Origin of the sequence: Conexibacter woesei DSM 14684 (assembly GCF_000025265.1) — a bacterium.
Classification (GTDB): Bacteria; Actinomycetota; Thermoleophilia; order Solirubrobacterales; family Solirubrobacteraceae; genus Conexibacter; species Conexibacter woesei.
The window spans coordinates 4,549,755-4,575,948 of sequence record NC_013739.1; the positions used below are offsets into that span (position 1 = coordinate 4,549,755).

General features: G+C 73.3%; 26 protein-coding genes. 10 read left to right on the top strand and 16 right to left on the bottom strand.

The genetic code is table 11. The features are described 5' to 3' along the window. Positions 1–47: 47 nt before the first annotated feature. Genes speB through CWOE_RS21475 form a run of 5 tightly spaced genes read right to left on the bottom strand, consistent with a single transcriptional unit; the run spans position 48 to position 5,001 of the window. Complete coding sequence (speB, locus tag CWOE_RS21455) at positions 48–1,013, bottom strand: agmatinase (RefSeq protein ID WP_012935740.1); 966 nt, start codon at positions 1,011–1,013, stop codon at positions 48–50. Then, complete coding sequence (locus CWOE_RS21460) at positions 1,010–1,849, bottom strand: ABC transporter permease (protein ID WP_012935741.1); 840 nt, start codon at positions 1,847–1,849, stop codon at positions 1,010–1,012. The genes speB and CWOE_RS21460 overlap by 4 nt, the downstream gene beginning before the upstream one ends. Further along, on the bottom strand, positions 1,849–2,721 hold the full coding sequence (locus CWOE_RS21465; RefSeq protein WP_012935742.1) for an ABC transporter permease: 873 nt from the start codon (positions 2,719–2,721) through the stop codon (positions 1,849–1,851). The genes CWOE_RS21460 and CWOE_RS21465 overlap by 1 nt, the downstream gene beginning before the upstream one ends. After that, complete coding sequence (locus CWOE_RS21470) at positions 2,721–3,890, bottom strand: polyamine ABC transporter substrate-binding protein (RefSeq protein ID WP_012935743.1); 1,170 nt, start codon at positions 3,888–3,890, stop codon at positions 2,721–2,723. The genes CWOE_RS21465 and CWOE_RS21470 overlap by 1 nt, the downstream gene beginning before the upstream one ends. After that, entirely contained in the window at positions 3,883–5,001 is a 1,119-nt protein-coding gene (locus CWOE_RS21475) for an ABC transporter ATP-binding protein (protein ID WP_012935744.1), read from the bottom strand. The genes CWOE_RS21470 and CWOE_RS21475 overlap by 8 nt, the downstream gene beginning before the upstream one ends. Positions 5,002–5,057: 56 nt before the next feature. Here CWOE_RS21475 and CWOE_RS21480 point away from each other — a divergent pair, with 56 nt between their 5' ends. Then, complete coding sequence (locus CWOE_RS21480) at positions 5,058–5,669, top strand: TetR/AcrR family transcriptional regulator (RefSeq protein ID WP_012935745.1); 612 nt, start codon at positions 5,058–5,060, stop codon at positions 5,667–5,669. On the opposite strand, the gene CWOE_RS21485 is transcribed toward CWOE_RS21480, so the two are convergent. The 7 genes from CWOE_RS21485 to CWOE_RS21515 all read right to left on the bottom strand — a co-directional run bounded on the left by CWOE_RS21485 (position 5,658) and on the right by CWOE_RS21515 (position 15,206). Further along, complete coding sequence (locus CWOE_RS21485; RefSeq protein ID WP_012935746.1) at positions 5,658–7,463, bottom strand: amidohydrolase; 1,806 nt, start codon at positions 7,461–7,463, stop codon at positions 5,658–5,660. The genes CWOE_RS21480 and CWOE_RS21485 overlap by 12 nt on opposite strands. An 85-nt stretch (positions 7,464–7,548) precedes the next feature. Continuing rightward, positions 7,549–8,916 (bottom strand): GH1 family beta-glucosidase, encoded by a 1,368-nt coding sequence (locus tag CWOE_RS21490; protein WP_012935747.1) that lies wholly within the window; start codon positions 8,914–8,916, stop codon positions 7,549–7,551. Positions 8,917–8,927: 11 nt separating this feature from the next. Continuing rightward, entirely contained in the window at positions 8,928–10,160 is a 1,233-nt protein-coding gene (locus CWOE_RS21495; protein WP_012935748.1) for a sugar ABC transporter permease, read from the bottom strand. Further along, positions 10,157–10,939, bottom strand: coding sequence for an ATP-binding cassette domain-containing protein (locus CWOE_RS21500; protein WP_012935749.1), 783 nt, complete (start codon positions 10,937–10,939; stop codon positions 10,157–10,159). Before CWOE_RS21500 ends, CWOE_RS21495 begins: the two co-directional genes overlap by 4 nt. Continuing rightward, on the bottom strand, positions 10,924–12,045 hold the full coding sequence (locus tag CWOE_RS21505; protein WP_012935750.1) for a sugar ABC transporter substrate-binding protein: 1,122 nt from the start codon (positions 12,043–12,045) through the stop codon (positions 10,924–10,926). Before CWOE_RS21505 ends, CWOE_RS21500 begins: the two co-directional genes overlap by 16 nt. A 23-nt stretch (positions 12,046–12,068) precedes the next feature. Further along, entirely contained in the window at positions 12,069–13,277 is a 1,209-nt protein-coding gene (locus CWOE_RS21510; protein ID WP_012935751.1) for an ROK family transcriptional regulator, read from the bottom strand. Positions 13,278–13,286: 9 nt separating this feature from the next. Then, positions 13,287–15,206, bottom strand: coding sequence for an RICIN domain-containing protein (locus CWOE_RS21515; protein ID WP_160165550.1), 1,920 nt, complete (start codon positions 15,204–15,206; stop codon positions 13,287–13,289). 198 nt (positions 15,207–15,404) lie between these two features. On the opposite strand from CWOE_RS21515, the gene CWOE_RS21520 reads away from it, so the two are divergent. Genes CWOE_RS21520 through CWOE_RS21530 form a run of 3 tightly spaced genes read left to right on the top strand, consistent with a single transcriptional unit; the run spans position 15,405 to position 18,594 of the window. Further along, positions 15,405–16,484 (top strand): ABC transporter substrate-binding protein, encoded by a 1,080-nt coding sequence (locus CWOE_RS21520; RefSeq protein WP_012935753.1) that lies wholly within the window; start codon positions 15,405–15,407, stop codon positions 16,482–16,484. Continuing rightward, on the top strand, positions 16,481–17,545 hold the full coding sequence (locus tag CWOE_RS21525; RefSeq protein WP_012935754.1) for a FecCD family ABC transporter permease: 1,065 nt from the start codon (positions 16,481–16,483) through the stop codon (positions 17,543–17,545). Before CWOE_RS21520 ends, CWOE_RS21525 begins: the two co-directional genes overlap by 4 nt. Next, positions 17,542–18,594, top strand: a complete 1,053-nt coding sequence (locus tag CWOE_RS21530; protein ID WP_012935755.1) for a FecCD family ABC transporter permease — start codon at positions 17,542–17,544, stop codon at positions 18,592–18,594. The genes CWOE_RS21525 and CWOE_RS21530 overlap by 4 nt, the downstream gene beginning before the upstream one ends. A gap of 33 nt (positions 18,595–18,627) precedes the next feature. Here the strand turns inward: CWOE_RS21530 and CWOE_RS32955 are convergent, their stop codons facing one another. Beyond that, entirely contained in the window at positions 18,628–18,849 is a 222-nt protein-coding gene (locus CWOE_RS32955) for a hypothetical protein (RefSeq protein WP_012935756.1), read from the bottom strand. A 130-nt stretch (positions 18,850–18,979) separates the two neighbouring features. On the opposite strand from CWOE_RS32955, the gene CWOE_RS31205 reads away from it, so the two are divergent. The 6 genes from CWOE_RS31205 (at position 18,980) to CWOE_RS21560 (ending at position 22,873) form a co-directional block, all read left to right on the top strand. Beyond that, positions 18,980–19,462 (top strand): Fur family transcriptional regulator, encoded by a 483-nt coding sequence (locus tag CWOE_RS31205; RefSeq protein ID WP_049793362.1) that lies wholly within the window; start codon positions 18,980–18,982, stop codon positions 19,460–19,462. Continuing rightward, positions 19,449–20,141 (top strand): energy-coupling factor ABC transporter permease, encoded by a 693-nt coding sequence (locus tag CWOE_RS21540; RefSeq protein WP_012935758.1) that lies wholly within the window; start codon positions 19,449–19,451, stop codon positions 20,139–20,141. Before CWOE_RS31205 ends, CWOE_RS21540 begins: the two co-directional genes overlap by 14 nt. Continuing rightward, positions 20,141–20,548, top strand: a complete 408-nt coding sequence (locus CWOE_RS21545) for a PDGLE domain-containing protein (protein WP_012935759.1) — start codon at positions 20,141–20,143, stop codon at positions 20,546–20,548. Before CWOE_RS21540 ends, CWOE_RS21545 begins: the two co-directional genes overlap by 1 nt. 10 nt (positions 20,549–20,558) lie before the next feature. Continuing rightward, on the top strand, positions 20,559–21,344 hold the full coding sequence (gene cbiQ / locus CWOE_RS21550) for a cobalt ECF transporter T component CbiQ (RefSeq protein WP_012935760.1): 786 nt from the start codon (positions 20,559–20,561) through the stop codon (positions 21,342–21,344). Continuing rightward, positions 21,341–22,111: an energy-coupling factor ABC transporter ATP-binding protein gene (locus tag CWOE_RS21555; RefSeq protein ID WP_012935761.1), complete on the top strand. Its 771-nt coding sequence runs from the start codon at positions 21,341–21,343 to the stop codon at positions 22,109–22,111. The genes cbiQ and CWOE_RS21555 overlap by 4 nt, the downstream gene beginning before the upstream one ends. Positions 22,112–22,186: 75 nt before the next feature. Further along, complete coding sequence (locus CWOE_RS21560; protein ID WP_160165551.1) at positions 22,187–22,873, top strand: GntR family transcriptional regulator; 687 nt, start codon at positions 22,187–22,189, stop codon at positions 22,871–22,873. 87 nt (positions 22,874–22,960) lie between these two features. Here CWOE_RS21560 and CWOE_RS21565 read toward each other — a convergent pair whose 3' ends face one another. The 3 genes from CWOE_RS21565 to CWOE_RS21575 are packed head-to-tail and all read right to left on the bottom strand — an operon-like array spanning position 22,961 to position 26,138. Next, positions 22,961–24,187 (bottom strand): CoA transferase, encoded by a 1,227-nt coding sequence (locus CWOE_RS21565; RefSeq protein WP_012935763.1) that lies wholly within the window; start codon positions 24,185–24,187, stop codon positions 22,961–22,963. Beyond that, the gene (locus CWOE_RS21570; RefSeq protein ID WP_012935764.1) at positions 24,184–25,236 is read right to left on the bottom strand and encodes a MaoC family dehydratase; all 1,053 of its coding nucleotides are present in this window, start codon (positions 25,234–25,236) and stop codon (positions 24,184–24,186) included. Before CWOE_RS21570 ends, CWOE_RS21565 begins: the two co-directional genes overlap by 4 nt. Beyond that, positions 25,233–26,138: an HpcH/HpaI aldolase/citrate lyase family protein gene (locus CWOE_RS21575; protein WP_012935765.1), complete on the bottom strand. Its 906-nt coding sequence runs from the start codon at positions 26,136–26,138 to the stop codon at positions 25,233–25,235. Before CWOE_RS21575 ends, CWOE_RS21570 begins: the two co-directional genes overlap by 4 nt. Positions 26,139–26,194 lie beyond the last annotated feature (56 nt).

Genomic DNA, 26,194 nt, shown 5'->3' on the forward strand with positions numbered 1-26,194 from the left:
CTCCTGGACCCACAACGCAACACACATCCGGTCGCCGCCGCGGGGTCTCAGCCGTCGCGCCGCCGCTGCGCGATGCCGGTCAAGGTCTCGCGCACGATCCGCTCGGCGACGAGCGCGGTGACGTCGGCGGAGCCGACGCCGGTCGGGATCACCTCGACGACGTCCATCCCGACGAGCCGCAGGCGGTGCGCGAGCGTGCGGCACGCCCACAGCAGGTCGGCGGGCGTCATCCCGCCCGGCTCCGGCGTCCCCGTCCCGGGCGCGAACGCCGGGTCGAGCACGTCGACGTCGACGGTCAGGAACGTCGGCCCGTCGCCGAGCACCTCGACCGCGCGGTCGACGATCGAAGCGATCCCGCGGTCGCGGATCTCGTGCATGAACAGCGACGTGATCCCGTGCTCGCGCTGCCAGCCGAACTCGTCGTCGCCAGGCCAGTAGCCGCGCAGGCCGATCTGCACGTAGCGCGAGCCGTCGACGTGGCCGTCCTCGACCAGCCGGTACATCGGCGTGCCGTGCGAGCGGGGGACGCCGAAGACCTCTCTGCCCGTGTCCGTGTGCGTGTCGAAGTGGACGAGCCCGAGCGGACCGTGGACCGCCGCGCAGGCGCGCACGTCCGCCTCCGCGATCGAGTGGTCGCCGCCGAGCACGACCGGGATCGCGCCCGCCGCCAGCGCCTCCCCCACCGTCCGCTCGATCGCCTCCGCCGAGCGCGCCGCGTCGGCCGGCAGCACCGGCGCGTCGCCGTAGTCGACGACGCGCAGCACGGAGAACGCGTCGATCCCCGCCTCCAGGTGCGGACCGGGCGGGCAGCTCGCCGCGCGGATCGCGCGCGGGCCGAAACGCGTGCCCGGCCGGTCGGAGACGAGGTCGTCGGTCGGTGCGCCGATCACCGCCACGTCGACGCCGGCCAGCTCCGCCGGATCCTCGGTGTACGGCTGCCCGGCGAACGTCAGCAGCCCCGCGTAGTCCGGCTTCTCGCCGTACTGCGCCCAACGTGAGAGTGGATCGATCATGCGGTACCTCGTATCGGATCGGCGTTCCCGCGGTCGCGGCGCGCGAGCGCACGCTGGACCAGCACGTTGACCGCGACCAGCGCGAGCACCGCGACGAGCAGCAGCGTGGCGAGCACGTTGACCTCGGGCGGCACGCCCTGGCGCGTCGCGCCGAAGATGAACAGCGGGAACGTCTGGGTCTGTCCTGCGTTGAAGCTGGTGATGACGTAGTCGTCGATCGAGAGCGCGGCCGACAGCACCGCCGCGGCGGCGACGCCCGGCGCGATCATCGGCAGCGTGACGCGGCGGAACGCCGCCCATTGACCGGCGCCGAGGTCGCGTGCCGCCTCCTCTATGTGCCGGTCGAGCCCTTCCAGCCGTGCGCGCACCGTCACGACGACGTAGGAGAGGCAGAACATCGTGTGCGAGATCACGAGCGTGACGAAGCCGGTGCCGACGCCGACGACGAGGAACATCGCCAGCAGCGAGGCGCCCATCACGACCTCGGGCGTCGCCATCGGCAGGAAGACGAAGAACTCGGCGGCGGTGCGGCCGCGGAAGCGGTGGCGCACGAGCGCGAGCGCCAGCCACGTCCCCAGCACGATCGCGATCGCGGTCGTCACCGCCGCGATCAGCAGCGAGTTCTTCAGCGCGAGCGCGAGGTCGGGATCGCTGAACGGGTGCAGCAGGTGGTCGAGCGTGAAGCCCTGCCACGTCAGGTTGAAGCGGCCCCTGTTGTCGTTGAAGCCGAACAGCACGACGATCGCGACGGGGACGCACAGATATGCGACGACGAGCGTCGTCCAGAGGCCGAGCAGCCCGCCGCGGAGCCGTTCGCCGAATGCGCGCGGGGCCATCAGACCGCCACCTCCGTCAGGTTCTTGGTGCCGAGCAGGCGCGTGTAGAGCGCGATGCCGGCGAGGATCAGCCCCATCAGGATGAACGACAGCGCTGCCGCCGTCGGGTAGTCGAGCACGGTGATGAACTTCGACTGGATCACGTTGCCGATCATGTACTGGCGCGAGGTGCCGAGCAACGCCGCGTTGACGAAGTCGCCGCACGCCGGGATGAAGCACAGCAGCGAGCCGGCGAAGATCCCCGGCAGCGCGAGCGGGATCGTGACCTTGCGGAACGCTCTCGTGCGCGAGGCGTAGAGGTCGGTCGCCGCCTCGATCAGCCGCCGGTCCAGCTTCGACAGCGAGACGTACAGCGGCAGGATCATGAACGGCAGGAAGTTGTAGGCGATGCCGGCGATCACGGCGGCCGAGGTCGCCAGCACGCGGCCGTCGTCGGCGACGAGGCCGACGTCCTGCAGGCGCGACACGACCCAGCCGTTGTCGGCCAGGATCAGCTGCCAGGCGACCGTCCGCAGCACGTAGGAGACGAAGAACGGCAGCACGACGAGCAGCAGCAGAAGCGCCTTCGTGCGTCTCGCTCTGAACGCGAGGAAGTAGGCGAGCGGGAACGCCAGCACGAGGCAGATCGCGGTCGCCGCGGCGGCGTAGCCGATCGAGCGCAGGAACTGCACGTGGTACTCCGAGAGCGCGTCCCAGTAGGTCGAGAACGACCACGTCAGCGTGTAGCCGGCCTCCGCGTCGCCGGTCATCAGCGAGACGTTGAGCTGGTTGGCGAGCGGGATCGCGAAGAAGACGACGAGCCACAGCAGGCCCGGGAGGGCGAACAGCCACGGCGTCAGCTGGCGGCGGTGGAAGCGGCGTTCGCGGCGCATCAGGCCCCGGCCACCTTCGCCATCGCCTCGTTCATCGTCTGCTCCTCGCGCGCGGTGAAGAACGGGTACGGCTGGAGCGTCGCGCGCACCTCCTCGGGCGGGAAGATCAGCGGGTTCTGCGCGATCTCCGGGTCCTCGCGCTCGAGGATCTCGCGGATGCCCCTGACGGGGCTGATGTAGTTGACGTACGCGCACAGGCGCGCCGCCACCTGCGGGTCGTAGAGGTAGTTCATCATCACCTCCGCCGCGTACGGGTTGCCCGCCTTCGCGGGCATCAGCAGGTTGTCGGTGAACAGCACCGCGCCCTCCTCGGCGTAGCTGAAGCGCAGGTTCGGGTTGTCGCTCTGGAGCTGCACCATGTCGCCCGAGTAGGCGAGCGCGGCGACGATGTTGCCCTTCGCGAGATCGGTCGTGTAGTCGTTGCCGGTGAAGCGGCGGAACTGGCCCTTGTCGTTCGCCGCGCCGATGAACTCGATCGCCTCCAGCTCGTCGTCGAGCGTCGCCTTGGTCGAGTCCTTGCCCTGCATCGCGAGCACGCTGCCCGCGGCGTCGTAGGGCTCGGCGAGGAACGTCACGCGCCCCTTCCACTCGGGGTCGAAGAGGTCTCTGAGCGAGCGCAGCTCGCGGCCGGTCTGCTCGATGTCGTAGCCGATCCCGACCGCGCCGGACTGGTACGGCAGGCTGAAGCGCCGCTGCGGGTCCCAGTCAGGGTTCGCGAGCCCTGTCTCCAGGTTGCGCGCGTTCGGCACGTTGCGGCGGTCGATCGGGACGACCCAGCCGTTGCGGATCCGGCGCGCGACCATCCAGTCCGACAGCACGGCGAGGTCGCGGCCGGTCGGCTGGCCGGCGGCGAGCTGCTGGCGGACCTTGCCGAAGAAGTCGTTGTTGTCGTTGACCTCCTCGACGTACTTCACGCGGCCGCCGAATCTGCGGTCGAACTCCTTCGTCAAGGCCTTGTCCATGTAGAGCGGCCAGTTCGCGAACGTCCAGTCGCCGAGCTCGACGCGCGGGTGGTCGACCGCGTCGGCCTGGCGCTTGAGCTCCGCAAGGCTCTGCTCGTTGGTGCCTTCGATCCCGCACGCCGCGAGCGCACCTGAGAGGCCGGAGGCGACCGCCGCGAGTGTCGCGCCGCGGCCGATCAGCCGCCGCCGCGTGATCCGCTCAGGCATCGGCGGCCTCGGCGTCGACGACGAACGTGTGCTGCGGCTCCCAGACGAGCTGGACCTGCTGGCCGATCGCGCGGTCGTGCGCGTCGCCGGCGTCGTGGTTCTGGACGATCACGGTCAGCTCCTCACCGCCCGCGGCGCGCACGAGGTAGTGCGTCGAGACGCCGAGGTAGGAGCCGGCGATCACCTGGCCGTGCAGCACGTTGGCGCCGGCGGGGACCGCTTCTTCGAGCGGCGCGATGCGGACCTTCTCCGGCCGCACGCCGACGCGCACGCGACCGGCGCGGCCGTCGAGCCGCGCGCGCGGCGCGCGCAGCGTCGCGCCGTCGTGGGTCTCGACGCGGGTGCAGTCGCCATCGGCGGCGCCGGCGCGCGCGTCGATCAGGTTCGACTTGCCGAGGAAGTTCGCGACGAACGTCGTGCGGGGCGTCTCGTAGAGGTCGTTGGCGCTGCCGGCCTGCTCGATCCGCCCGCCGTTCATGACGGCGATCGTGTCGGCCATCCCCATCGCCTCCTCCTGGTCGTGCGTGACGTGCACGAACGTGATCCCGACCTCGCGCTGGATCCGCTTCAGCTCGACCTGGAGGTCTCTGCGCAGCCGCAGGTCGAGCGCGCCGAGCGGCTCGTCGAGCAGCAGCACGCGCGGCCGGTTCACGAGCGCCCGCGCGAGCGCGACGCGCTGCTGCATGCCGCCGGAGAGCTGCGCGGGCTTGCGCTTGGCGACCTGGCCGAGCTGGACCGACTCCAGCGCCTCGCCGACGCGCGTGCGCACCTCCGCGCGCCCGACGCGCTTCTGCTCGAGCCCGAAGGCGACGTTGCGCTCGACGGTCATGTGCGGGAAGAGCGCGTAGGACTGGAAGACGGTGTTGACCTCGCGGCGGTTCGGCGCGCGGTCGGTGACGTCCTCGCCGCCGAGGTGGACGCGGCCGGTCGTCGGGAAGTCGAAGCCGCCGATCATCCGCAGCGTCGTCGTCTTGCCGCAGCCGGACGGCCCCAGCAGCGCGTAGAAGGCGCCGCGCTCGATGTCGAGCGAGAGGTCGTCGATCACGAGCTGGTCGGCGAAGCGCTTGGTGACGCCGGTGAGGCGGACGTCGGGTGCGGCGGTCGGTGTCACTGCGTTCTCCTCGTTGAGGGGTGTCGGGGTGCGGGTTCGTCGTAGAGTCCTGCGCCATGAGCAGAACCCGTCCTTCCAGCCGGCTCGAGCGCGCCGCCAGAACGCGCCGGGCGATCGTCGTGGCGACCGCGGAGGCGGTCGCCGAGCGCGGCGTGCGGGGCATGCGCGTGGAGGACGTCGCGGCCCGCGCCGGCGTCTCCACCTCGCTGCTCTACTACCACTTCGACGACCGGCTGACGTTGCTCAGAGCGGCGCTCGACCACGCCAACGCGCAGGCTCCGTCCGGCCTCCTGCGCGTCCCGCACGCCGGCACGACGGAGTTCGAGGCGGTCCGCAACGCGCTGCTGCGCGAGCTCGACACGGTCCCCCAGATCCGCAACAACTCGATCGTCTGGAACGAGATCTCCGCGACGGCCGTGTTCGAGCCGGAGCTGCGCGAGGACCTGCGCCGGGTGACAGCCGAGTGGAACGGCTGGGTCGCCGAGGCGATCGCCGCCGGCGTCGCCGAGGGCTCGATCCGCGCCGGCCTCGATCCGGCCGACACGGCAGAGCTGCTGACGTCGGTGGTCGAAGGGCTCAGCCTCCGCTGGCTCGCGGGCTCGCTCGAACTGGAGCGAGCCCGCGTGCTGTGCCGCGACGCGATCGACGCGATCCTCTCACCGGCCTGAAGCGGCCTCCCACACGACTCTGCCGCCGACCATCGTCAGCAGCACCTTCGTTCTGCCGATCTGCTTCGCCGGCACGCGGAAGAGGTTGCGGTCGAGCACGATCAGGTCGGCGAGCTTGCCCGGCTCCAGCGAGCCGGTCTGCTGCTCGGCCTGCATCGCCCACGCGGCGTTGCGCGTGATCGCTCTGACCGCTGCGGCGCGCGGCAGCAGCGGGTCGCTGCCGAGCCGGCCGCGGTATCTCGCGCCGCCGTCCGGGTTCTCGCGCGTGATGCCGACCTGGAGCATGAAGAACTCGTTGAGCGGGTCGACCGGCCAGTCGCTGCCGGCCGCGACGCGCGCGCCGGCGCGGTGGAGGCTGCCGATCGGCTCGGTCCGCGCGAAGCGCTCGGGGCCGAGCTCGTTCTTCGCGGCGTCGATCGAGTCGGCCGCCGGCTTCGCCCACTGGAACGCCATCGCGGGTGCGACGCCGAGCGCCTTGAAGCGCGGCAGGTCGGTCGGGTGGACCGACTCCGCGTGCGAGATCGACAGCGGCAGTCTGCTGCCCGGCACGCGCTTGCGCGCGATCGCGAACGCGTCGAGCGTGTGGCGCACGGCGCGGTCGCCGATCGCGTGGATCGACGGGCTGATCCCGCCTCTCAGCAGCAGCGTCGTGACGTCGGCGAGCTTGTCCTTCGCGAGGTAGGGCTCGGGGCCGCGGTCTCTGCCCGGCACCCATCTCGGCGCGTCCTCGGTGCCGGCGTTGACGAAGTACGGCTCCAAGAACGACGCCGTCTGCGCCGGCGCCTGCAGGACGCCGTCCTGCGCCAGCTCGCCGATGTTCGCGACGCGGATGCCGGCGCGCGGCGCGAGCGGGCCCGTGTCCCATCTGCGGCGCAGCGCGAACGCGGGCGCGACCGCCTTGCGCGGGTCTCTCGCGGCGACGGACGCGTCGACGCCGGCCGCGAGGTTGATGCGCGCGGTCAGGTCGCCTCTGCGGCGCAGCGTCGCGTACGCCTGCGCGCTCGCGTCGGTGCCGTACTGGTCCATCACGGACGTGACGCCCGCTCTGCGCAGCGCGTCGAGCGCGACGCGGGTGACCTCGAGGTTGTCGGCCGGCGTCGGGGCCGGGATCTTTCTGCTGACGATGCGGGCGGCGGCGTCCTCGAGGATGCCGGTCGGCTCGCCGGCGGCGTCGCGGACGATCTTGCCGTTCGCCGGGTCGGGCGTCTGCGCGGTGATCCCGCCGAGCGCCAGCGCGGCGCTGTTGACGAGGTCGGAGTGACCGTCGGAGGAGTTGACGACGATCGGCCGTCTGGTGTCCAGCGCGTCGAGCGTCGCGCGCGTCGCGTCGGTCCCGGCCGGCACCATCGCCTGGCGGTACCAGTTCTCGACGCTGAGAAAGCCGTTCGGCTCCTTGTCTCTCGTTCTGTCGAGGCAGGCCTGGATCTTCTGCTGAAACTGCGCGGTCGTGAGCGGCGCGTACTCGAGGTTGCACGCCGCCAGCCGCACGCCGGCGAGGCCGACGTGGATGTGCGCGTCCTGCAGGCCCGGCATCACCATCTTGCCGCGCAGGTTCACGACCTTCGTGCGCTTGCCGACGTAGGCGCGCGCGCCGCGATCGCTGCCGACGTAGACGATCTTGCCGTCGCGCACCGCGAGCGCCTGTCTGACGCTGTCGCGGTCGTCCACGGTGCGCACGTATCCGTTGCGCAGCACCGTGTCCGCCGCCGCCGGCTGCGCCGCCGCGGCCGTTGCCGGCGCAGCGGCGATCAGCCCGCCGGCGATCGCCAGCGCGGCCCCAAATCGAGCTCTCATCGACCCTCTCCTGATTCGTCCGATCGCGGACGTGCTCCGCGACGCGGCGAACCGTACCAGACTCGCTGACGAACTTTCAGCGAAATTACGGGAGGGTTGTCAGCGCGTCCTCCTCGCCGACCGCGTTGGCCCGCGCGACGCCCGCGTACCAGCGCGCGCTCCGCTTCGGGATCCGCTCCTGCGTGCGGTAGTCGACGTAAACGATCCCGAACCGCTTGGAGTAGCCGAGCGCCCACTCGAAGTTGTCCAGCAGCGACCAGACGAAGTAGCCGCGCACGTCGGCGCCCTGCTCGATCGCCTGCCGCACCGCGCGCAGGTGGCCGTCGAGGAACGCGACCCGCTCCTCGTCGTCGACGCCGCCCTCCGGGTCGACGTAGTCGTCGAACGCGGCGCCGTTCTCGGTCACGTACAGCGGCACGTCGGTGTAGTCGGTCGCGACGCGCACGAGCACCTCGCGCAGGCCGTCCGGGTGGATGCCGATCCCGCCGGCCGTCAGCGGCCCGGCGTCCGGCTGCTTCACCCAGCCACGCGGATCGTCCGGGTGCGGGCTGACGAAGTGGCGCTCGTAGTAGTTGATCCCAGCGAAGTCGAGCGGCGCCGAGATCGCCTCCAGGTCGCCGTCGAGGACAAACGCCATGTCCGTCTCGGCGCGCTGCAGCTCGACCATGTCCTGCGGGTAACTGCCGCGGAAGACCGGGTCGAGGAACCAGCGGTTCTCGCGCCCGTCGACGCGTCTCGCCGCCGCGACCGCCGCCGGGTCGTCGCTCGCCGGCCACGCCGAGGAGAGGTTGAGCGTGATGCCGACCTCGCCCGTGACGTCCGCCGCGCGCAGGGCGGCGAGCGCCCGGGCGTGACCGAGCAGCAGGTGGTGGGACGCCGCGACCGCCGCCGCCATGCTCTGCACGCCGGGCGCGTGGCGGCCCTCCAGGTAGCCGAGGAACGATGAGCAGTACGGCTCGTTCAGCGTCACCCAGAACGGCACCTCGTCGCCGAGCGCGGCCGCGACCTGCGCGGCGTACTCGCCGAACCGCTCCGCCGTCGAGCGGACCGCCCAGCCGCCCTCCTCCTGGAGGTCCTGCGGCAGGTCCCAGTGGTAGAGCGTCACCATCGGCACAACGTCGCGCTCGCGCAGCCCGTCGAGCACGCGGCGGTAGTGGTCGACGACGTGCTGGGTCAGCGGCCCGCGGCCGTTGGGCTGCAGCCGCGGCCACGCGAGCGACAGCCGGTAGGCGCCGAGCCCGAGCGAGGCGACGAGGTCGAGGTCCTGCTCCCAGCGGTGGTAGTGGTCGCAGGCGACGTCGCCGGTGTCGCCGTGGTGGACCTTCCCGGGCGTCCGCGCGAAGACGTCCCAGATCGACGGCGTGCGCCCGCCCTCCTGCGCGGCGCCCTCGATCTGGTACGCCGCGGTCGCCGCGCCCCACAGAAAGCCGCCGGGGAATTCGATCGTGCTCAAGGGTCCCTCCTTCACGCGCCTCGCGCGGCGCGACGGCGCCGGCTGATCGCATCGATGCTCACCGCCGCCACGAGGATGGCCCCCGTGGCGATGTCCTTGGTGCTCGACGGCTTGCCGAGCAGGTCGAGTCCGTTCTCCACGCTGGCGATCACCAGCGCGCCGAGCAGCGCCTGGTAGACGCGCCCCTGGCCGCCGAAGAGGCTCGCGCCGCCGATCACGGCCGCCGCGATCGCCTCCAGCAGCAGCGTCCCGCCGCCCGTCCCCGTCGACACCGCGAACTGGCGCGAGACGGCGATCGTGCCGGCGACGGCGGCGAGTGCCGCCGCGACCGCGAAGACGAGCACGCGGATCTGGTCGACGCGCACACCGGCGCGGCGCGCCGCCTCACGGTCGCCGCCGATCGCGAACAGGTGACGGCCGAGCTGCGTGCGGGTCGTGACCGCGCCGAGCGCGATCGTGATCCCGCCGAGCAGCACGAGCAGCCACGGCACGCCGAAGTAGCCGTCGAGGTACGCGACGATCACCGCGCCGACGACGGCCGGCGTCGCGCACGCGGCGACGTCGCGGCCGAGCGCGCGGACCGACAGTCTCAGCCGCGCGCGGGCGCGGCGCCGCAGCGCGACGTCGGCCCACCAGCCCGCGACGGCGACCGCCAGCAGCAGCCACGCGAGCCAGCTCGGCACGTAGCTGTTGGCGATCCCGCGCACGAACTCGTCCTCGACGCGCAGCTCGCCGGCGTTGCCCAGCAGCGTCAGCTGGACGCCCTGCCAGGCGAGGAAGCCGCCGAGCGTGACGACGAACGACGGCACGCCGACGAGCACCGAGATGCCGCCCTGCAGCAACCCGGCCGCCGCGCCGACGGCGATCGCGGCGGCGATCGCCGCCCACACCGGCCAGCCCTCGTTCGTCAGCAGCACCGCCAGCAGCGCCGCGCACATGCCGGCGAGCGTGCCGAGCGAGAGGTCGATCTCGCCGATCAGCAGCACCAGCACGACGCCGAGCGACAGCATCCCCACGACGCCGACCTGCAGCACGAGGTTGGAGAGGTTGCGGGCGGTCAGGAAGTTCTCGTTCAGCAGCTGGAAGACGATCCAGATCACGGCGAGGCCGACGATCACCGGGACCGGTCCCCAGTCGGCGTTGCGGGCCGCGCCGAGGCGGTCGCGCAGGGTCGGCGGCAGCTGCTCGCCGCCGGGTCCGCCGGCCGGCGGCGGCGCGGTCGCGGACGTCTCGACCGCGCTCATGCTCGCGCTCCGGACAGCGTGCGCCCGCCGGTGATCGCGGCGACGACGGTGTCCGGCTCGGTCTCGGAGCGCACGAACGTGCCGGCGTTGCGGCCGAGCCGCAGGACCGCGATCCGGTCGGCGACGCGGAAGACGTCGGAGAGGTTGTGCGAGATCACGATCACGGCGAGGCCGCGGTCGCGCAGCGAGCGCACGAGCCCGAGCACCATGTCGGTCTGCTCGACGCCGAGCGCGGCGGTCGGCTCGTCGAGCAGCACGAGCTTCGACCCCCACAGCACGGCACGCGCGACGGCGACCGCCTGGCGCTGGCCGCCCGAGAGCCCGGAGACGGGGCGGCGCACGTCGCTGAGGCGGACCGACAGCTCGCCCAGCACCTGCTGCGTGCGGTGCTCCATCTGCGCCTCGCTCAGCCGCCGCAGCCGCCCCGCGAGCGGCCGCCGCAGCTGCTCGCGGCCGAGGAACAGATTCGCGACGACGTCGAGGTTGTCGCAGATCGCGAGGTCCTGGTAGACGGTCGCGATGCCGAGCGCGGCGGCAGCCTGGGGGCTGCCGATCCGCACCTCCTCGCCCTCGAACACGAAGCGCCCGGCGTCGGCCGCGTGCGCGCCCGCGATCGACTTCACGAGCGTCGACTTGCCGGCGCCGTTGTCGCCCACCAGGGCGAGCACCTCGCCGCGGTGGACCGCGAGGTCCACGCCCGCGAGGGCGTGGACCGCGCCGAACGACTTGCGCACGCCTTCGAGCCGCAGCAGCGGCTCGCCGGTCATGGGGCCGGACATCTCGCCGCCGCCTTGCCGGTGCAGACTCTCTCCTCCGTCGTGAAGCCGTCGGCGAAGACGGTGTCGACGATGTTGTCCTGCGTCACGACGACCGGCTCCAGCAGGATCGACGGGACGTCGCCGGCGCCGTTGTCGGTCGTCGAGGTCGCCATCGATCTGACCTTCTCGGCGTCGCCCTCGCCGAGCGCGACGGCGACCTCCGCAGCGGCCTCCGCCTCCTGCTTGATCGCCTTGTAGACCGACATCGTCTGCTGGCCGAGCAGGATCCGCTGGAGGCCCGCGTCGGTCGCGTCCTGGCCGGTGACGAGCACCTTGCCGGTCAGGTTGCGCGGCTCCAGCGCGTTGACGACGCCGCCGGCGAGGCCGTCGTTGGCGGCGATCACGCCGTCGACTCTGTCGTTCAGGCGCGTCAGCGCCTGCTCCATCAGCGTGCGGCCCTTCTGCGGGTCGAACTGCTGCGCGTCGCCCTCGTAGGCGAGTCTCAGTCTGCCCGACTCGATCAGCGGGTCGAGCGCTCTGTGCGCGCCGGCCTTGAACTGGCGGCCGGGCGCGATCGACTGGTCGCCGTTGATGAACGCGATCGACGCGCCGTCTCTCAGCTCTCTCGCGAGGTACTCGCCCTGCAGCTCGCCGACACGCTCGTTGTCGAACGAGACGTAGAAGTCGACCGTGCCGTCGGTCAGCAGGCCGTCGTAGGAGACGACGGGGATTCTCGCCTGCTCGGCCTTGTCGGCGATCGCGGCGCCCGCCGCCTCGTCGAGCGGCGAGACGACGATCACGTCGGCGCCGTTGGTGATCGCCGACTCGGTCTGCGTGACCTGCCGCGCGGAGTCGCCCTCGGCGTTGTTCGCGATCACCTTCGCGCCCGGGGCGATCTCCTTCACGGCCGCCTCGAACAGCGGCTTGTCCTGGTTCTCGAAGCGATCGGCGCAGGTCGAGCACGGCATCAGGAACGCGATCGTCAGGTCCTCGCCCGCGCCGCTTCCTCCGCCGCTGGCCGTCGTCCCGCCACCGCCGCCGTCGTCGCTCGACCCGCAGGCGGCCAAGCCGCCCACCAGCGCGGTCGCCGCGAGCAGCGCAACGACCGTTCGCAGGTGTCTCACCATGCGTTCTCTCCTCCGTGGTGGTCTCACACTGTCTCCCGCTGTCCACCGGCCGCGAAGAAGCGATCGACGATCATCGTCGCCGCTCCGAGCGCGACCGCGTCCGGCCCGAGGTGGCAGAGGTCGAGCGTCAGCCGCTCGAACGGCGGCCCCAGCGCACGCCTCCTCGCCTGCTCCCGCACGAGCGGGAGCAGCAGCGGCCCGAGCCGCAGCCCGACCCAGCCGCCGATCACGATCCGATCGGGGTTGACGAGGTTGACGAGGTCGCTGACGCCCGCCCCGAGGTAGCGCGCGGTCTCGCGCAGCACCTCCAGCGCCTGCTCGCCGCCCGCCTCGGCCGCGACCGCCAGCTGCTCGATCACCTCCTCCTCGCCGAGCCCGGCCGTCGCCTCCCCGCTCACCGCCGCCCAGCGGCGGACGATCGCGGGCGCACCGACGTACGCCTCGAGGCAGCCGTGCGCGCCGCAGCGGCACGTGTCGCCGTCGAGCACGATCGTCGTGTGCCCCCACTCGCCCGCGCTCGCGCTCGCGCCGCGGTAGAGCGTCCCCTGCTGCAACAGCGACGCGCCGACGCCGGTCCCGATCAGGCAGACGACGACGTCCTGACCCTCGCCGGCGGCGCCGAACCACGCCTCCGCCGTCCCGAGCGCCTTCGCCCCGTTGCTGACCGTCGCCGGCAGGCCGGTGCGCTGCTCCAACAACGCCGCCAGCGGCGCGCCCTCCCACCCCATGCTCGGGGCGTGGACGAGCGACGTGCCGCTGTCCTCGACGATGCCGGGGACGCCGACGCCGAGCCCGAGCAGGCGCTCGCGCGCCACCCCGGACTCGGACAGCAGGCGCTCGACGCCGGCGGCGATCAGCTCCGCGATCGCCTCGGCGCCCTGCTCGCCGGCTCGCACCGGCGTGTCGACGAGCAGGGTGCGCTGCAGCGCGAGGTCGAACAGCTCCAGCCGGACCGCCGTCTCCCCCAGGTCGACGCCGACGACCGCGCCGTAGCCCGGGTTGATCCCGGTCAGCGACGCCGGACGACCGCCGTTGGACGGCATCTGCCCGGCTTCGCCGAGCACGCCCTCCTCCAGCAGCTGCCCGACGACGTTGTTCGCGGTCGCCGCGCTGACGCCCGCCCGGACGGCGATGTCCTGGCGGCTGATCGGCCCCTCGCGACGCAGCGTGTAGAGCACGCTCGCGCGGTTTCCGAGGCGCACGTCGCGGGTTGTCCGGCGGGTGATCGACATCGCGCTCGCTCAGCTCGTCGGGACGAGCTGGAACTCCTGGTTGGGCTCACCGCTGTACGTCGTCCACTGCTGGATCGCGGCGTCCTCGGCGAGGCTGCCGTCTCTGACGTCGAGCGACTTGCCGCTCGTGCGGTTGACGATCCGGTAATAGCCGGAGCTGGCCGCCGTGATCTGCCACTGCTGGTTGAAGTTGCCGGTCCCGACGACCGCCCACTGCTGCATCTGCACGCCGTCGGTCGAGGTGCCGCCGTTGTCGAGCCCGAGGCCGCTGTTGCGGTTGATCAGGTTCCAGTAGCCGCCGCCGGCGTCGACGAGTCTCCACTGCTGGTCCCAGTCGCTGTTGTCGAGCCACTGGACGACTCTCGCGCCGTTCGCCGTCGAGGCGCCGGAGACGCCGAACGGCTTGCCGCTCGTGCGGCTGACGAACTTGAACGTCCGCCCCGCGGCGGGCGTCGCCGGCAGCGAGGTCGCCGCCGGCACCGTGCCGCGGAAGGTCACCGTGCCGCGCGACGGGAGCGTGTAGTTGAACGAGCCTCTGCCGTTCCAGCTGACGGTGAACGAGGTCGACGTCGCGTTCGTGTTGTGGGCGACGAGCACCTCCTGGCCGTCGGGGTTCTTGAACGCGGCGGTGACGATCCCGTGCGCGTCGACGGTCGATGCGATGTGTCTCGCGCCGGGCGCGACGAACTTCGAGATCTGACCGAGCTGGAAGTAGTTGTTGCGCAGCGTCACCGCGCTCGTCGCGGAGTCGATCGTGATCAGCCCGACGCAGCCGACGCAGCCGCCGAGCTGCGGGCCGCCCGTCTGGTCGAGCGCGAGGTTCCAGGTGATCACGCCCTGCGCCCAGTTCTGCACCGACTTCAGCGTCATGTCGGCCGTGCCGTATCTGATGATGTCCGTCGGGGTCGTGTCCGACGAGCACTCGGTCTCGTAGACGCTCTTGGTCGGGAACAGGTTCCGCAGCTTCGTCATCGCGGCCGGGTCGCTGGGGTTGTCGTAGCAGTGCCACGCGAGTCCGTCGAAGCTCGCCGCGCTGCCGTTCATCAGCGCGAGCGGATTGGCGAAGAACTCCCAGTTGTGGTCGAAGCCGAGGATCTGCTTGCTGAGGCCCGCTCTCGTCAGCGACGGGCGCAGGTAGTTGGCGACCCAGGCGCCCTCGGCCGCCGGCGTCCACGTCATGCCGGGGTAGTTGTTCGGGCAGTAGCCGGGCTCGTTCTGCGCGCTGACGCCCCAGATCGGGATCCCGTTGGACTCGTACGCTCTGATCCAGCTGACGAAGTAGTCCGCCCAGTCCTGGTAGTGCGCCGGCAGCAGCGTGCTGTTGCCCGAGCCGGTGTTGCAGATCATCGAGCCGTTGGACTTCATCCAGCCGGGCGCGCTCCACGGGCTCGCCATGATCCGCAGGTTCGGGTTGATCGCGAGCGCGTCTCTGATCACCGGGATGATGCGGCCGGTGTCCTGCGCGCTGAGCGCGAACGGCGAGCCGGAGCTGTCGCGCGAGGTCCAGTGCGATCTCGCGGCCGTGAAGTCCGAGGAGGTCATCGGCACGCGCCAGAAGCGCAGCCCGATGCCGTCCGCGGCGGCCGTCCCGAAGATCTTGTTCATCAGCGTCGAGTAGCCGCTCGGGTTCGACGCCTTCAGTCTCATCAGCAGGTACGCGGAGGAGTCGGTGAAGGAGGCGCCGAAGCCGCCGTCGACCGTCTGCGTCACCTTGCTGTCGTCGACCTCGACGTTGTACGTCCCGCGCGCGGGACTGCCGAGTCTGACGTCGGTCTGCGGCGTCAAGCCGCTCGATCCGCTGCCGCCGGTCTGCCAGACGTTGAGCGTCTCGCCGACCGCCAGCGCGGACGACGGGACGACCGCCAGCGCCATCGCGGCACCGGCTGCGAGCACGACTGAGCGCCAGGCGCTCCTGGGCCTGCTGGACACGATCTCTCTCCTCGGACTCGACATGGTCGAGCGCTGCCGGCGCGCCTCCCACGACCGCGCGCCAACGCTTCACATTGGACTTAACCTAAGACCTAGGAAAAGCCCTGTCAAGACCACCCGCGAACAGCCTTGTTAGGGTCCCCGAAATTAGGGAAGCCTAAGTTGGTTTGCCGCCCCCGTTCCCGCTGGAGACTCACCTTGCCGCCATCCCGATCGACCGCCCCGCGACCGCGCCTGCGCCACGCGCTGGCGCTCCTCCTCGCCCTCGGTGCCGCGCTGCTGCTGTCCGCCTGCGGCAGCGACGACTCCTCTTCGGACGGCGCGAGCGCGACCGCCGCGCAGAGCGCCGGCAACACGACGAGCGCGCAGAGCGGCGCCTTCCCCGTCACGATCGAGCACAAGCTCGGCACGACCGAGATCCCCGCCGCGCCGGAGCGCGTCGTGACGCTCGGACTGAGCGACCAGGACGCCGTGCTCGCGCTCGGCGTCGCGCCAATCGCGGTCACCGACTGGTACGGCGACCACCCCTACGCCGTCTGGCCGTGGGCGCAGAGACAGCTCGGCGACGCCAGACCGACCGTGCTCGCGAGAGGCGAGTTCACCGGCAACCAGGCCTACGACTACGAGGAGCTGCTGAAGCTCAGACCCGACCTGATCCTCGCGCTCTACGGCGGCGTCACGCAGAAGCAGTACGACACGCTCTCGAAGATCGCGCCGACCGTGCTCCAGCCCAGAGGCGTGGTCGACTACGGCATCCCGTGGCAGACCGCGACCGAGGTCGCCGGCCGCGCGCTCGGCAGAGCTGAGGAGGCGAGAGCGCTCGTCGCCGAGGTCGACGCCAGATTCGCCGCCGCCGCGAGAGCGCACCCGCAGTTCGACGGCCGCTCCGCCGTCGTCGCCGAGCGCTTCGAGGACGGCAGCTCGTTCGCGCGCAGCCCGACCGACCCGCGCACGCGCTTCCTCACCTCGCTCGGGTTCAGGCTGCCGGCGGAGATCGCCAGACGCTCCGGCGACAAGGACGGCGCGACGATCAGCGACGAGCGCTTCGACCTGCTCGACAACGACCTGCTGCTGTGGAACCTCGGCTTCGCGCCGGAGGCGAGAAGAACGCTCGACGACTCCGACCTCTACCAGCAGCTCGACGTCGTCAGAGACGGGCGCGTCGTCTACGTGACCGACCCGCTCGCGTCGGCCGCGCTGACGTGGAGCACCGTGCTCAGCATCCCGTACGCGCTCGACAGAGTCCTCCCGCAGCTCGACAGAGCGGTGAGAGGCTGACCAGCGGCGGAACGGTCGCGGCGGCGGGGCCGGCGGGGGCGGCGGGGGCGGGTCCGCCGCGCGCGGCCGGCGCGCGCCGCCTCGCCGGCCTGCTCGTCGCGCTCGGGGTGCTCGCGGCGCTGGCGCTCGTCAGCGTCAGCGTCGGCGCGCGCGCGATCCCGCTCGACCGCGTCTGGTCGCTGGTGTGGTCGCCGGACGGCTCGCAGGACGCGCTGATCGTCCACGACCTGCGGATCCCGCGCACGCTGCTCGCGCTGCTCGTCGGCGCCGCGCTCGGCGCCGCCGGCGCGCTGATGCAGGCGCTCACGCGCAACCCGCTCGCCGACCCCGGCCTGCTCGGCGTCAACGCCGGCGCCTCGTTCGCCGTCGTCGTCTCGATCGCCTGGCTCGGCACCGCCGGCGTCATGAGCCGCGTCTGGTTCGCCTTCCTGGGCGCGTTCCTCGCCGCCGCGCTCGTCTACGGCCTCGGCTCGCGCGGGCGCAGCAGCGCGACGCCGGTGCGGCTCGCGCTCGCCGGCACCGCCGTGACCGCCGCGCTGCTCGCCGCCGTGCAGGGGATCGCGCTGTCGGATCCGCAGACCTTCAGCGAGTACCGCCTGTGGGCCGTCGGCTCGCTCGCCGGCCGCGACGCCGACGTCGTCGCGCAGGTCGCGCCGTTCATCGTCGCCGGGCTCGCGCTGGCGATCGTGCTCGGCCGCCCGTTGAACGCGCTCGCGATGGGCGACGACGTCGGCCGCGCGCTCGGCGCGCGCCCCGGGCGTACGCGCGTCGCGGGCGCGGTCGGGGTGACGCTGCTGTGCGGCGCGGCGACCGCCGCCCTCGGCCCGATCGTCTTCGTCGGCCTCGTCGTGCCGCACGTCGCGCGCGCAGTCTGCGGCCCCGACCAGCGCTGGGTGCTGCCGTACTCGATCGTGCTCGGACCGATCCTGCTGATCGCGGCCGACGCGCTCGGGCGCGTGATCAGCCGCCCGGAGGAGGTCCAGGTCGGGATCGTGACCGCGTTCCTCGGCGCGCCCGTCTTCATCGCGATCGTGCGCCGCGGAAGGATCGCGCAGCTGTGAGCGCGCCCGGGCTCGGCCGGGTCGTGCGGGTGCCGCTCGCGGGCGTCAGCCTGCGCGTCGCGCCGCGCGTGCTCGCGGTCTGCGCGCTGCTCGCCGCGCTCTGCTTCGCGCTGTTCGTGCTGTCGATCGGCAGCGGCAGCTATCCGCTCTCGTTCGGCCAGGTCGTGACGGCGCTGCTCGGCGGCGGTGACGCGGCGACGACGCTCGTCGTCGAGACGCTGCGGCTTCCGCGGGCGCTGACCGCGGTGCTGGTCGGCGGCGCGCTCGGCGCGGCGGGCGCGATCTTCCAGTCGATCACGCGCAACCCGCTCGGCTCGCCCGACGTGATCGGCTTCACCTCCGGCGCCGCCGCCGCGGCCGTGCTGGTGATCGTCGCCTTCGGCGGCTCGACGTTCGCGATCGCCGCCGGCTCGGTCGCCGGCGGCCTGCTGACCGCGGTCGCCGTCTACCTGCTCGCGTGGCGCGGCGGCGTCAGCGGCTACCGGCTCGTGCTCGTCGGGATCGGCCTCAGCGCGATGCTGCTGGCGCTGACCGACTACCTGCTGACGCGCGCGCGAGTCGAGGACGCGCTCGTCGCAGCGAGCTGGATCGTCGGCAGCCTCGACGACCGCGGCTGGGAGCACGTGCGGCCGATCGCGCTCGCGCTCGTCGTGCTGGTGCCGCTCGTCGCGCTGCTGTCGCGGCCGCTGCGGGCGCTTGAGCTGGGCGACGACGCGGCCGCCGCGCTCGGGGTCACGCCGGAGCGCGCGCGGCTGGCGCTGCTCGTCGTCGGCGTGCTGCTGACCGCAGTCGCGACGGCCGCAGCCGGCCCGATCGTCTTCGTCGCGCTGGCCGCGCCGCAGATCGGCCGGCGGCTGACGCGGGCTGCGGGCCCGGGCGTCGGGACCGCCGCCCTGACGGGCGCGGTGCTGCTGCTCGCGAGCGACCTCGCCGCGCAGCACCTGCTGCCGGACCGGCGCCTGCCGGTCGGGATCGTCACCGGCGTCGCCGGCGGCGTCTTCCTGCTGTGGCTGCTGTCGCACGAGTGGCGCGGCAGCCGCCGCGGGTGACGCGCCCCGGGCGGGTCCGATGGGTCCCCTGGGTCAGGGGATGATGCCGGCCTCGCGCAGCTCCGAGCGCCATGCCTCGGGCTTCGCGGGACCGGAGTGGACGACGACGACGCGGTCCGGTCTGGCGCCGGGCAGCACGTCGACGACGCCGGTGAAGAGGTAGAGCTCGGAGCGCACGGCGCTCGCCGCCATCGAGGCGGGCGTCAGGTCCCACCCAAGCGACAGTTCCGTCGCCCACACGACTGAGGCGCTCATCGTCACATTGTGCCCGATCGCACCCGACGGTGCCGCCCGCGCCAGCTTGCCGGTTTCGGGCGGATCGTTGTTGCGAACGAGTCGCAATCCGGGTAGGTTCGCTTCGTCCGGCAGCTTCCAGACCTGCGAGGTGATCGTGACCGTCGCCCACCATGTCGCTCCCGTCGTCGCCGACGACGCCGAGGCCGCCGTCAGGATCCTGCGCGCGGACGGGCGCCGCGTCACGGCCGCGCGACGGCGCGTGATCGAGGCGCTGTTCGCGGTCGACGAGCCGGTCAGCGCGGAGCGGATCGCCGACGGGCTCGACGGGCTCCTCCCCCGCTCCGACGTCGCCTCGACGTACCGCAACCTGGAGACGCTCGAACAGCTCGGGCTCGTCCGCCACCTGCACGTCGGCCACGGTCCCGGGCAGTACGTGCTCGCCGGGCGCGAGCGGCGTGAGTTCGTCGCGTGCGAGCGCTGCGGCGCGCTCGCGGCGCTGGAGCCGGCGCAGCTCGACGGCGTGCGCGCGGCGGTGCGCGCGGCGACCGGCTTCGAGGCCCGCTTCAGTCACTTCCCGATCGTCGGGCTGTGCGCCGGCTGCGCGCGCGAGGGCGGCCATGCACATCCCTGACGGCTTCCTCAGCCCCGAGGTCGCCGCGGTCACCGGCGCGATCTCGATCGGCGTCGTCGGCTACGCGGTGCGGCGCTCCAGCGAGCAGCTCGACGAGCGCCGCGTCCCGCTGCTCGGCGTCACGACGGCGTTCATCTTCGCGGTCCAGATGCTCAACTTCCCCGTCGCGGGCGGCACCAGCGGCCACCTGCTCGGCGCCGCGCTCGCGGCGGTCCTGCTCGGACCGTGGCTCGCGTGCGTGTCGATGACGGTCGTGCTCGCGACGCAGGCGCTGCTGTTCGCCGACGGCGGCATCTCCGCACTCGGGGCGAACGTCCTCAACATGGGGATCCTCGGCGCGCTGCTCGTCGGCTGGCTGATGACGTGGGCGCGCGCGCTCGCGCCGCGCAACCGCAGCGCGTTCCTCGCCGTCGTCGCGGGCGGCGCGTGGCTGTCGGTGATGGTCGGCGCGGCGGCGACGGCGGTCGAGCTGGCGATCTCCGGCACCGTCCCGCTCGGCACGGTGCTGCCGGCGATGCTCGGCGTCCACGCGCTGATCGGCGTCGGCGAGGCGGTCATCACCGTCGCCGCGGTCGCCGCCGTGCTGGCGTCGCGACCCGACCTCGTCGCGATCGGCCCGCGCGACGGCACGATGCCGGCGCCGCCGGCCGCGGCTCCCGCGATCCCGGGCCGCGCCTGATGCCCGCGCGGATCTCGATGAAGGCGTTCGTCGCGGTGGCGGTCGCGCTCGCCGTCGGGCTCGCGTTCGCGGTCTCGCCGTACGCGTCCTCGCACCCCGACGGGCTCGAACGGGTCGCGGCCGACAAGGGCTTCGCCGAGCAGGGCAGGCTGCACCGGATCCAGCACGACGCGCCGGTGCCCGACTACGCGTTCCCAGGGATCGACAACCCGCGGCTGGCGACCGCCGTCGCCGGCTTCGCCGGAACGCTGACCGTCTTCGCGCTCGCCTACGGGATCGGCTTCGTCCTGCGGCGGCGGGCGACGGGCCCGCCCTCGGCGGCGCGCCCCGGCGGCGCGGCCGGCGGCGGCTCGCCCGCAGCCAGCCCGCTCGCCGGCGGCCCGCCCGCCGCGCCGCCGGCGGCGTGAGGGAGCGGCGGTGAGCGGCGCGCACTCGCTCACGCTGACCGGGGTCGCCGGCGACCCCGGCAGCGCGATCCATCGGCTCGACCCGCGCGCGAAGCTGCTCGCGATGCTCGCGATCACGCTCGCGGCGGTCTCGACGCCGCTGCGCGCGTGGCCGGTCTTCGTCGCCTGCGCGGCCGTGCTGGCGGCGACCGCGATCGTCGCGCGGGTCGGCGCGGGGACCGTCTGGCGGCGGGCGCGGATCGTGCTGCCGCCGGTGCTGCTGATCGCCGTGCTGATCCCGTTCATGCGGCCCGGCGGGACGACCTGGTCGCTCGGCCCGCTGACCGTCTCCGAGGCCGGGCTGGCGGTCTTCGCCGCGCTCGCCGCGAAGGCGGCGATCGGAACCGTCGGCGCCGTGCTGCTCGGCGCGACGACGAGCTACCCGGACGTGCTGCGCGGCCTCGCCGGGCTGCGCGTGCCGCCGCTGCTGACGCTCGTCGCCGGCTTCATGTACCGCTACCTGCACGTGATCGCCGAGGAGCTGCGGCGGACCCGCGCGGCGCTCGCCTCGCGCGCCTTCCACCCGCGCCGCGCGACCGACGTCGCGCCGCTCGGCCGTGCCTCCGCGGCGCTGTTCCTGCGCACGCACGCGCGCGGCGAGCGCGTCTACCTCGCGATGGTCGCGCGCGGCTACGCCGGCGCGATGCCGGAGCTGGAGCCGCTGCGGCTCGCGCGTCGCGACGTCGCCGCGGTCGGCGGCGTGCTCGCGCTGCTCGTGGCGGTGCGGGTCGCGGCGGAAGTGGCGGGCGCGCGGTGAGCTGCGCGATCCACGCGCGCGGGCTGCGCTACTCCTACCCGAACGGGCACGCCGCGCTCGACGGCGTCGACCTCGACGTCGGTCACGGCGAGCGCGTCGCGGTGCTCGGCCCCAACGGTGCCGGCAAGACGACGCTGATGCTCCACCTCAACGGCCTGCTGCGCGCGACCGCCGGATCGCTGGAAGTCGCCGGGCTCGACGTCGGCCCCAAGACGCTGCGCGAGCTGCGCGCGCGGGTCGGGCTCGTCTTCCAGGACCCCGACGATCAGCTGTTCATGGGCAGTGTGCGCGAGGACGTCGCGTTCGGGCCGCTCAACCTCGGGCTCGGGCGGCCGGAGGTCGAGCGGCGGGTCGCCGACGCGCTCGCCGCCGTGCGGATGGACGACGCCGCCAGCCGCGCCCCGCACGAGCTGTCGATGGGCGAGCGGCGGCGGGTCGCGATCGCGACGGTGCTGGCGATGGACCCCGCGCTGCTCGTGCTCGACGAGCCGTCCGCCAGCCTCGACCCGCGCGCCCGGCGCGAGCTGCTCGACGTGCTCGAGCGGATCCCGCGCACGCTGCTCGTCGTCACCCACGACCTCCCGTTCGCCGCCGAGCTGTGCGAGCGCGCGGTGATCCTGTCTGCCGGCCGGATCGTCGCCGACGGCTCCGCCGAGACCGTGATCGGCGACGCCCCGCTGCTCGCCGCCCACGACCTCGAGCTGCCGGCCGGCTTCCGCCTCGACGCGATCGAGCGGCGCGGGCGGCCGGCGCGCGTCGGCGTCTGATGGAGGAGCGGCGCGCGCGAAGCCGCGCCGACCTGCCGCGAGCGCAGTGCCGGCCTGAGGCGTATGCTCGCTCGCGTGGAATACGCCCTGATCGGGGACGCGCCGGAGCTGCGCAACCGCCGGACGAGTTCGGACTACATCGCGGACGCGCTGCGCAACGCCATCAACGGCGGGCAGCTCGAAGACGGCGCGATCCTCAACCAGGTCGAGCTGGCTGAGCACTTCGGCGTCTCGCGCGTCCCGGTGCGGGAGGCGATCCGCCGCCTGGAGGCGGAGGGCCTGGTCGAGGCCGCCGCCCATCGCCGCGCCGTCGTGCGCGGCCTCAGCCTCGCCCGCATCGCCGAGGTCTACGAGCTGCGGGCGCTGCTCGAAGGCCACCTCGTCGCGCAGGCCGCGCCGCACGTCGACAGCGCGACGATCGGTCGGCTGATCGCGATCAACGACGAGATGAGCGGGGCGAGCGACCGCGCCCGCTGGCTGGAGCTGAACACCGCCTTCCACGCGACGCTGTACGCGCCGGCCGACCGCGAGACGGCGCTGGAGCTGGTCGACACGCTGCGCAACCGCGGCGAGCGCTACGTGCAGATGTGGAGCAGGGGCCGCGGGCTGGAGCGCACGAGCCGCGTCACGAACGAGCACGCGGCGATCGTCAGACTGGTCGAGCAGGGCGACGCCGACGGCGCCCGCCGCGCGATGGTCGAGCACATCGAGCACACGCGCGACGCCGTCCTCACGCTCTACCGCGAGCCACCGGCCGGCTGACCGCCAGCGGCGGCCGCTCCGGCCGCTCGCCGCCGCTCCGGTCGCGCACCGCCGCTCGGCCGCCCGCCAGCCCCTCCGCCCGCCCGCTCAGGCGGGCCCGGCGACGACGCCGTCGTCGTGCAGGCGGCCGATCTCGGCCGGGCTGAGGCCGAGCACGTCGGCGAGCACCTGCTCGGTGTGCTCGCCGAGCAGCGGCGCAGGCCGCGCCGCGATCCGCTGCAGCGCGTCGAAGTGCAGCGGTGAGCCTGGCGTCAGATAGGTGCCGATCCCGGGCTGCTCGACGTCGCTGAACATCGGGTTCGCGGTCGACGCGCGCGGGTCCTCGGTGACGAGCTGACGGAACGTCTGGTACGGCCCCCACGAGACGTTCGTGCCCGTGAACGCGTTGCGGATCTGCGCGAGGTCGCGCGAGGCGAACCACGGCCGCAGCAGCGCCGCGATCAGGTCGCGCGCGCCGAAGCGCCCGGCCTCGGTCGAGAGGTCGTGGCCGGTCGCCTGCTCGATGCTCGCGCACGCCTCGCCGATCCCCGTCGCCTGCTGCAGCGCCGTCCACTGACGCGGCGTCAGCGCGACGATCATCACGCGGCGGCCGTCGCGCGTCTCGAAGTCGTGGCCGAACGCGCCGTAGAGGTAGTTGCCGTCCTTCGGCTGGTCGCGCGCGCCGAGCTGCGCCTCCGCGATCCGGCCGAGGTTGCCGACCATCGCGAACGCGACGTCGGACAGCGACAGTCTCACCAGCGTCCCCTCCCCCGTCCGCGTGCGCCGCCGCTCGGCCGCGAGCAGGCCCGTCGTCGCGAGCGTGCCCATCGCGACGTCCCACGCCGGCAGCACGCTGTTGAGCGGTTCGGCGAGGTTGCGCGGACCGGTCGCCCACGGGAAGCCGGTCGCCGGGTTGACGGTGTAGTCGACCTCGCTGGAGCCGTCCGGGTTGCCGGTCAGCGCGACCATCACGAGGTCCTCGCGGCGCGCCCGCAGCGCGTCGTAGGCGAGCCAGCCGCGCGCCGGGAAGTTCGTAAGGAACAGCCCGGCCTCGTCGCCCGGCGCGGTCACCAGCTCCTGCACCAGTTCGCGTCCGGCGGGCGCGTGGAGGTCGAGCTGGATCGAGCGCTTGCCCTTGTTGAGGCCGGCCCAGAAGAGGCTCTGCCCGTTCTCCGCCAGCGGCCAGCGGTCGCGGTCGAGCCCGCCGCCGATCTGGTCGAAGCGGATCACGTCGGCGCCGAGCTGCGCGAGCGTCATGCCACCGAGCGGCGCCGCGACGAACGCCGAGCCCTCGACGACGCGCAGGCCGGAGAGGATTCCCTCGGGAGCGCTCATGGCATGACTCCCACCAGGCGCCAGTCGAGCACGTCGACCGGCTCGGACGCGCTCGCGGCCGCGCCGCCGTCGGTGCCCGTCGCGGCCCGGCGCGCGCGGACGCGCGAGCGCAGGTGCACGAGGCCGCCCCCGCCCTCCAGCGGCTCGCGCCGCTCCAGTTCGACGGTCGACTCCAGCGTGTCGTCCTCGAAGACCGGCGCGAGGTGGTCGCAGCCGTGCCAGGCGACGATCGTCGCGAGGTTCGGCAGCGCGCGCGTCAGCTGCGCGGCGGCGAGGCCGATCGTGTGGCCGCCGTAGACGAGCCGGCGGCCCGCCTGCCCGGCGTCGCGGTCGTGGTGGGCCATCGCGACGTTGAGGCTCAGCCGCGCCAGCTCCGGAGCGGCGCTGACGACGTCCCCGCCCTCGACCTCCCAGACAGTGCCGTCGGCAAGGTCGCCGAACGTCTGACCGGGCGATGCCGCGCGCAGCGCGCCGAGGTCCCAGCCGGCGACGGGCGCGGCGAGTGTCGCGACGTCGAGCGGCAGCGGCTCGCCGTGCAGCTCGTCGGCGTGGCCGGTCGCGGCGTGCGGGTCGCGCAGCGGCAGCATCGCGCAGCGGGTGAAGTCGAGCACGGGGCGCTCGTCCTGGTCGACCGTCACGATCCGCAGCACCGCGAGGCCGGTCGCGGGCCGGTCCGGTCGCGCCCTGTTCTGCTTCAGCGCGACGACCTCCGTCGTCGTGTGGAGCGTGTCGCCGATCAGCGGCGCGCGCCGCAGCACGAGGCCGCGATAGAAGAGGTTGGCGATCACGCGCTGGGTCAGCAGCGTCGACTGCCCGATCGCGACGTCGCAGACGAGCGCGGGATGCGCGAGCGGACGCTCGGCGCCGAGCACGGCGCGCGACAGCGGCGCGTCGAGCGTCAGCCGCAGGCGGTTGCCGAGGATCGCCTGGTGCAGCGCGGCGTGGCCCTCGGTCAGCGTCAGCGCGGGCGCGCGGCGCTCGACGTAGCCGCGCTCCAGCTCGTCGAAGAACGGGCCGGCGACGTGGACGGCGGTCTTCGACCCCGTCATGCCGACGTCTCCCCGGCGCGCGCGAGCGTGCGCAGCGCTGCGGCGCGGATCGCCTCGTCGAGCATCTCGCCGTCGAGCGCGACGGCACCGGCGCCGCCGTCGCGCTCGGCGGCCGCGAGCGCGTCGAGCACCGCGCGCGCCCGGCTCAGCTCCTCGTCGGTGGGCGTGAACGCGGCGTTGAGCGCCGCGACCTGCGCGGGATGGATCGCCCACTTGCCGTCGAAGCCGAGGTCGCGCGCGCGGGTCGTCGCGGCGGTGAAGGGATCATCGACCGCGACGCCGAGGTACGGGCCGTCGATCGCCTGCAGCCCGTGCGCGCGGGCGGCGAGCAGCAGCGCGTCCTGCGCCGGGCGCCAGCCGTCGAGGTCGGCAGCGCCGGCGGCGGTGCGCCCGAGCGACGCGGTCAGGTCGGCGTAGCCGAGGATCAGCGCGTCCAGCCGCGGCGAGGCGGCGGCGATCTGCTGCACGTTCGCGAGGCCCGCGGCGGTCTCGATCAGCGCCTGCACCCGCAGCGGCGGGCGCCCGTGGCCGGCGGCCGCCTCGGCGCCGTCGAGCAGCCGCTCGACGAACGCGAGGTCGCCGGCGCTCTCGACCTTCGGCACGACGAGCGCCGCCGGCTGGGCCGGCAGCGCCGCGAGCGCGGCGACGTCGAGGTGGCACCACGGCGTGCGCGGGGCGTTGACCCGCACGCTCACCGGAACGCCCGCCCACGCGTCGCTGCCGAGCGCCGCCACGACCAGCTCGCGCGCGGCGTCCTTGGCGCTCGCGGCGACCGCGTCCTCGAGGTCGACGATCAGCTCGTCGGCGCCGAGTCCCGGCGCTTTGGCGAGCATCTTCTCGGAGGAGCCGGGAACCGACAGGCAGGACCGGCGCGTGGCGTGGCGTGGCGTGCTAACGGACATTGCACCTCAACCTACTGAGGTCCCTCCGAAACCGCCTCCGACCGATTTCCGGTGCC